This window comes from Streptomyces sp. NRRL WC-3549 (genome assembly GCF_000721935.1).
Classification (GTDB): Bacteria; Actinomycetota; Actinomycetes; order Streptomycetales; family Streptomycetaceae; genus Streptomyces.
Genome location: NZ_KL585423.1, coordinates 123,034 through 129,867, shown reverse-complemented (window position 1 = coordinate 129,867; position 6,834 = coordinate 123,034). Strand labels below are relative to the sequence as shown.

Here is a 6,834-nt window from a genome sequence, read left to right as displayed (position 1 = left end):
GCGCCATCAGAGATGTGTATAAGAGACAGGTCCGTGCCCTGGTACGCGGCCGGTCCGGCCCCGAACGGGAGGTCCTGGTCCGCGTACGGCGTGTCGCCCGAGGCGTAGGGGGCGCGGGCGGTCCCCTCGTACGGTCCGTCCGACGCCGGGTAGGCCTGCCCGGCGGGCATGAAGGCCGGGGCGGCCGGCGGGTAGGGGCCGTCGGGGGCCTCGTACGAAGGCCGGTCCGGCACCTCGTGAGGGTGGGGCGGTGTGCCGTCCGTCCCGTCGTGCGCGGCCGGCGGTTCCTGGCCGGCGGGGTGCCCGGCCGCGCGGCCGGACCGGGCGGCGCGGTCGGCCAGGGCCGTGACCCCGGCCATCGCCCTGCGGCCGGTCCCGGCACGGCCACCGGTCCGTCGCCGGGCCGGGGAACGGTCAGCTCGTCGGGGACCAGGACGACCACGCGGGTGCCGCCGAAGGCCGAGGGGCGGAATTCGACCCGCAGCCCGTGCTGGTCCGCCAGACGCGCGATCACGTAGAGGCCGAGCCGGATGTCCTCCGAGTGGGCCAGTACGTCCATCCGCGGCGGACGGCTCATCAGTTCGTTGGCCTCGGCGAGCTGTTCCCCGTCCATGCCCAGGCCGCGGTCCTCGACCTCGATGGCCAGGCCCCGGCTGACCCGGGCGGCCCGGACCTCGACCGGGCTCGGTGGCCGGGAGAAGCTCAGCGCGTTCTCGATGAGCTCGGCCAGGACGTGCGAGACCGGGCCGACGGCCCGCTCGGACAGCCACGGCGAACCGTCCAGGTCCAGCACCACCCGCCGGTAGTCCTGTACCTCGCCCTGCGCCGAGCGCATGACGTCGAGCAGCGGCACGGGCTTGCGCCAGCGCCGGTGCGGCGATCCGCCGGCGAGGATCACCAGGTTCTCCTCGTACCGGCGCAGGCGTGCCGTCAGGTGGTCGAGGTCGAAGAGTCCGTCCAGCACCTCCGGGTCCTCGTGCTTGCGCTCCAGCTCGTCCAGCTTCTTCAGCTGCTGGCCGATGAGCTGCTGGGTACGGCGCGCGATGCGCTGGAGCAGCCGCTCGAAGCCGCGGTGCTGGTCGGCCTGCCGGACGGCCGCCGCCAGGGCGCTGGTGCGCGCCTGGTTGAGGGCGCCGCCGAGCCGGGTCAGCTCGTCGCCGCCCCCTTCGGGCGCCTCGATCGAGCGGGCCTCGGCCTCGACGTCGATCTTCTCGCCCTGCGCCAGCCGCTCCACGACGTCCGGAAGCGCCTGCTCCAGCTCCTCGGCGCGTTCCTGCAGTCCGGAGATGCGGCGGCGGAGGTTGCGGGTGAGGCGCCAGGTGGTCAGGACCACCGCGACGACCGCGATCAGGCCGATCACCGAGGTGAGGACCATCTTCCAGAGCAGGGACAGCACGCTGCCCTTGCCGGTCTCCACGACCGCGGCGGTGCGCTTCTCCAGCAGCTCGACCAGGTGCGGGGTGACCCCGTCCATCGCCTCGCGCCAGGTCTTCTCCCCGGCCCCCAGCTCGACGAACCCGGCCCTGTCGGCCACCGCGGGGCGCAGGACCTGCTCCTCGGTCTTCGTCTTGGCCGCCCAGGCGGAGCCCTCGGTCAGCTCCTGCCACCGGGCCCGCTCGTCCTCGGGGAGGTAGGGGACCACTTTGGTCTGCACCTGGAACGTCTGGCCGGAGACCGCCTCCCGGACCGCCTGGACGTCCTGCGTGCTGAGCTTCCCGGTGGGCCAGCCGCGGGCCAGGATCGCGTCCGAGCGGGAGATCATCTCCTTGGCCCAGAACATGTCCACGAGGGGCTGCGACGCCGTGGTCACCTCGCCGTTGTCCACATGGCTCAGTGCGGCGAAGAGCTTGAGGTCCACGGCGATCAGGTCCGTGTAGTACGCGTAGACGACCTGCTGCTGATCGTCGTCGCCCTCGTCGACCAGCGAGCGCTGGGCCGGGAGCCGGGTCATGGCCTCGCGGGCCCTGCCGACCGCGTCCCGCACCTCGGGGGGCGCGTCGTCCGCGTCCACGTCCGAGAGGGACCGGAACGTCGTGATCGCGTCGTCCGTGAGCTTGCGCTGCTCCTTCAGCGCCGTACGGGAGGCGTCCGGGCGGGCCAGCGCCTCCGCGCTGAGCCGGCGCTCCTCCTGCAGGTTGTAGTAGACGATGTTGGACGGTTGGCCCGCCTGCTCGGCCAAGAGTCCCTGGGCCGCCTGGCGTCGGAAGTCGAGCAGTGTCTGACCACTGGTCACCGCCCAGAGGGCTGCCAGTGCGACACCGGGAACGATGGCCAGGACGAGAAGGGCTGTCCGCAACGACATGGGTGTCGAGTCGGTCCGCCGTGACGCGCGCGTGCGCAGGGGATGCTCCTTGACGATGGTGCCAGTCGGTGACTGGTCAAATACGTTGAGAACTTGGACACGTGGATATTAGTCACAGTGCAAAAAGGAAGAGAAAGTGGGCTCACCTGTGCAACACGGCGCGCCCCTCTCGCGCGCACCGGATCGCCGGGGCTTATCGGCGTCCGTGAGATCCCGGTGGCGGGCGTACCGGCCCGTGGGGCGCCCGGGAAGAGGGCGTGCACCTTTCGGTGCCGACACCCTGAATTCACGATCCGGAATCCGGAATATGGAATTCAGCCCCGCTTTCCGGTGCGGCTCGGGTTTCGTACCGTTACCGCGCCGATGGAATGCCCCACCGGATGCCTGCCGCCCCTCCCGGGAGTTTCCGCACGTCCGCCGGATGACCCGGTGCGGAATTCAGTACTCCGGAAAGCCGTCGCGTACGGGTACGGCTGACGGAGTGTGAGGACCAGAGCTCCGGGCACACGCCTCTGAGTGACCAGAACGGAACGTGCGCCGGCCTCGTCCGGCCCGCTCCGCGGCCAGTGGTCCGCGCCCCACGCGGCGCGCCGGACGGGTGAAGGGAGCCAAGGGATATATCTGTATTCGGTGCCCTTCGCTCACTCTGCACCCTTTGCCCCTCCGGTCTCTCCGTCGTGATCACGCTGATCGTCTGCCACTTCGTCCTCGCGGCCTGCGCGGCCCCGCTGGTGCGACGGCTGGGCCGACGCGCCTTCCTGGTGCTCGCGCTGCCGCCCGCCGCCACCACGGTGTGGGCGATCACCGAATGGAGCGGCGCGGCGGCCGGAGGAGCGGTCTCCTGGACCTGGAAGTGGATCCCGGACTACGACGTCTCGCTCGCCCTGCGCCTGGACGCACTCGCCGAGCTCATGGTGCTGCTCGCCGCAGGGGTCGGCACCCTCGTCCTGCTGTACTGCGCCTCGTACTTCACCGACGACTCGCCCCGGCTCGGTTCCTTCGCCGGGAACCTGCTCGCGTTCACCGGCGCGATGCTCGCCCTGGTCCTCGCCGACGACCTGATCTCCCTCTACGTCTTCTGGGAGCTCACCACCGTCTTCTCCTACCTGCTGATCGGCCACGGCAGCGAACGCAAGCAGAACCGCAGGTCCGCCCTCCAGGCCCTCGCCGTCACCACACTGGGCGGCCTCGCCATGCTGGTCGGCTTCCTGATCATCGGTCAGGCGGCGGGGACCTACCGCATCTCCGCGATCGTCGCCCACCCGCCCGACACCACACTCGCCGTGTCGGTCGCGGTCGCCCTCGTCCTGTGCGGGGCCCTGTCGAAGTCCGCCATCTGGCCGTTCAGCCTCTGGCTGCCCAACGCGATGGCCGCGCCGACCCCCGTCAGCGCCTACCTGCACGCCGCCGCGATGGTCAAGGCGGGCGTCTACCTGCTGGCACGGCTCGCCCCCGCCTTCGCCGACGTACCCCTGTGGCGGCCCGTCGTCCTGGTGCTCGGTGGAGCGACCATGCTGCTCGGCGGCTGGCGCGCCCTGCGCCTCAACGACCTGAAACTGGTGCTGGCCTACGGGACCGTCAGCCAGCTCGGCTTCCTGACGGTGCTCGCCGGAGCCGGCAACCGGAACGCCGCGCTCGCCGCCGGCGCGATGATCCTGGGGCACGCCCTGTTCAAGGCGCCGCTCTTCCTGGTCACCGGGATCATCGACCACTCCGCCGGAACCCGTGACCTGCGCAGACTCTCCGGAATCGGCCGCTCGGCACCCTGGCTGTGCGCGACGGCCGTGCTCGCCGCCGCGTCCATGGCGGCCCTGCCCCCGCTGCTCGGCTTCGCAGCGAAGGAGGCGGCCTTCGACGCGCTGCTGCACGGCGGCACCGCCGACCGCTGGGCGCTGGCCGCCACCGTCGCCGGCTCCGTGCTCACCGTCACCTACACCCTGCGCTTCGTGTGGGGGGCCTTCGCCCGCAAGCCCGGGGCCGAGGACACCCCGATGCACCGGGTGGCCCCCGCCTTCCTCGCCCCGCCCGCGGTCCTCGCCGCCGCCGGCCTGGTCCTGGGCCCCGGCATCGGCTGGACGGACCAACTGCTGGGCGCGTACGCCGACACCTTCCCCGCCCCGGACCACCCCTTCCACCTCGCGCTCTGGCACGGCTGGGGAACGGTCCTGCTGCTGTCCGCCTGCGCCTGGGCGGGCGGAGCCCTGCTCTTCGCCGCGCGCACCACCGTCACCCGGCTCTCCCGGCGGATCGCCTGGCCGACCGCCGACAGCGTCTTCGGCCACCTGCTGCTCGGCCTGGAACGCCTCGCCCTCCAGGTCACCGGGTTCGTCCAGCGCGGCTCGCTCTCGGTGTACCTCGCCACCACCCTGCTGGTGATGCTGGGCGGTCAGCTGGCGGTGCTCTTCACGGACCGCCCCTGGCACCGGGCGGCCGCCCCCCGGCTGTGGGACACCCCGCTCCAGGGCGCCGTCGCCGTACTGACCTGCGCGGCCGCGCTGCTCTGCCTGGCCGTCAGCCGCCGTATGAAGGCCGTCGTCCTCGCCGGGCTGACCGGGTACGGCACCGCACTGCTCTTCGTGGTGCAGGGCGCCCCCGACCTGGCGCTCACCCAGTTCTGTGTCGAGACCGTCTCCATGATCGTGTTCGTGCTCGTCCTGCGCCGCATGCCGGTGCACTTCCAGGAGTCGGTCAGCCCCTGGCGGCGGGCGCTCCGCGTCCCCGTCGCGCTGGGGGGCGCGGCCGTGCTCGGAGTGGCGCTGTGGGTGACGGCGGCGGCGCGCGTGGCCCCGCCGGCGGGTGCGGCGATGGTCGAGGAGACTTCCCACCACGGCCTCAAGGACGTGGTGGCCACCATCCTCGTCGACCTGCGGGCCTGGGACACGATGGGGGAGTCCGCGGTGCTGGCCGCCGCCGCGATCGGGGTCACCAGCCTCATCTACGTCCACCGCCGCAGCGAGGCCGACCAGAAGCGGGGCGAACTGCGCGGGGAGACCGCCTGGTCACTGAGTACCACCACGCTGACCGGGGTGCCGCGGGGCGACGACGCCGCCCCCGAACGCACCTGGCTGGCCGCCGGATCGACCCTCGCGCCGGAACACCGTTCGGTCGTCTTCGAAGTGGTCGCCCGGCTGGCCTTCCACCCGATCCTGGTCCTCTCCCTGTACCTGCTGTTCTGCGCGGAGAACATGCCGGGCGGCGGCTTCGTCGGCGGACTCGTCGCGGGACTCGGACTCATCACCCGCTACCTCGCGGGCGGCCGCTTCGAACTCGCGGAGGCCGCCCCCCTGCAACCGGGGCTCTTCACCGGCCTCGGGCTGTTCCTCTCCACCGGGGTCGCCCTGGCGGGACTCGTCCACGGCACGGTCCTGCACGCCTGGACCTACCACGGGCACCTGCCCGTCATCGGCGACTTCCACATCGGTACGCCGGTCCTCTTCGACTGCGGCGTCTACCTCCTGGTCCTCGGTGTGGTCCTGGACATCGTGCGCGCGCTCGGGGCCAAGGTGGACCGGCAGATCGAACGGGCGGCGGGCGGGCTCGCGCCGGCCGAGCCCGGGGCCGGAGGCACGGGCCGATGACCGTCAGCGTCTCCCTGCTCCTGACCGCCGTGGTCCTGTGCGCGGTGGGCGGCGTCCTCATGCTCACCCGGCCGCTGACCCGCATCCTGCTCGGCGCGGTGATCGCGAGCAACGGCATCAACCTGCTGGTGATCGCCGCGACCGGCAGGGCGGGCGAGGCACCGCTGCTCTACGGCGTGGCACTGGGCCGGGTCACCGACCCGCTGCCCCAGGCCATCGCGCTGACCGCCATCGTCATCACGCTCGCCACCACGGCGTTCCTGCTGGCCATGGCGTACCGAAGCCACCAGTTGACCGGTACCGACGAGGTCCACGACGACCTGGAGGACCGGCGCATCGTCCTGCGCGCGGAGGTACGGGGCGAGTGGGCCGAGATCCGCGAGGAGTACCGGACGGGATCCGAGCCCACGTCCGAGGAGCGTGACCGCTACCGCGAGGAGCGCCACCGGCTGCGTGCCCGGCTGCGTGCCGACCGGGCCCTCCAGGCCCGGGGCCGGGACGCCTCGGGCGACCTGTGGCACGACATCCTGGGGGCCGACCCGGACGACTACCCCGACGCCGCACCCTGGGGCAGCCACCCGCCCATCGCCACCGAACCCGCGGACCTCGACCCGGGCGCCTCTGCCCATGACACGGGAGGCGACCCCCCGGGCGCCTCCTCCGGTTCCGGCGGGTCCGGCGGTTCCGACCGTTCCGGCGGGTCCGGGGGGCCCGGGGGCGCGGGCCCCGGCCCCGCAGGACCCGATCCCTCCGACCCCGACCGAGGAGCCGACGGATGAACGCGCTCGTGCCCCTGCCGGTGCTGCTGCCCCTCTGCGCCACCGGCCTGAGCCTTGCCTTCGGTACCCGGCTCGCCCGCTTCCAGCGCATCATCAGCGTCGCCGTGCTCAGCGCCGTCCTCGGCCTCTCGGTGGTCCTGATGGTGGCGGCCGACCGGCAGGGCCCCCTCCACGT

2 protein-coding genes and 2 pseudogenes are annotated in these 6,834 nt (G+C 72.6%); 3 read left to right on the top strand and 1 reads right to left on the bottom strand.

The annotated features are described in order from the left end of the window. On the bottom strand, positions 1-2,302 hold a 2,302-nt coding region (locus IH13_RS0126955; protein ID WP_082317713.1), incomplete at its 3' end, for a nitrate- and nitrite sensing domain-containing protein. A 677-nt stretch (positions 2,303-2,979) separates the two neighbouring features. Between IH13_RS0126955 and IH13_RS0126950 the strand changes: the two genes are divergently transcribed. From IH13_RS0126950 to IH13_RS42840, 3 genes and pseudogenes are all read left to right on the top strand, one after another. Then, positions 2,980-5,880, top strand: a complete 2,901-nt coding sequence (locus IH13_RS0126950) for a Na+/H+ antiporter subunit A (RefSeq protein ID WP_031088575.1) — start codon at positions 2,980-2,982, stop codon at positions 5,878-5,880. Continuing rightward, positions 5,877-6,431, top strand: a pseudogene (locus tag IH13_RS0126945) (Na(+)/H(+) antiporter subunit C); the annotation flags it as partial. The gene IH13_RS0126950 and the pseudogene IH13_RS0126945, both read left to right, overlap by 4 nt. Positions 6,432-6,655: 224 nt before the next feature. After that, a pseudogene (locus IH13_RS42840) lies at positions 6,656-6,834 on the top strand (Na+/H+ antiporter subunit D); the annotation flags it as partial.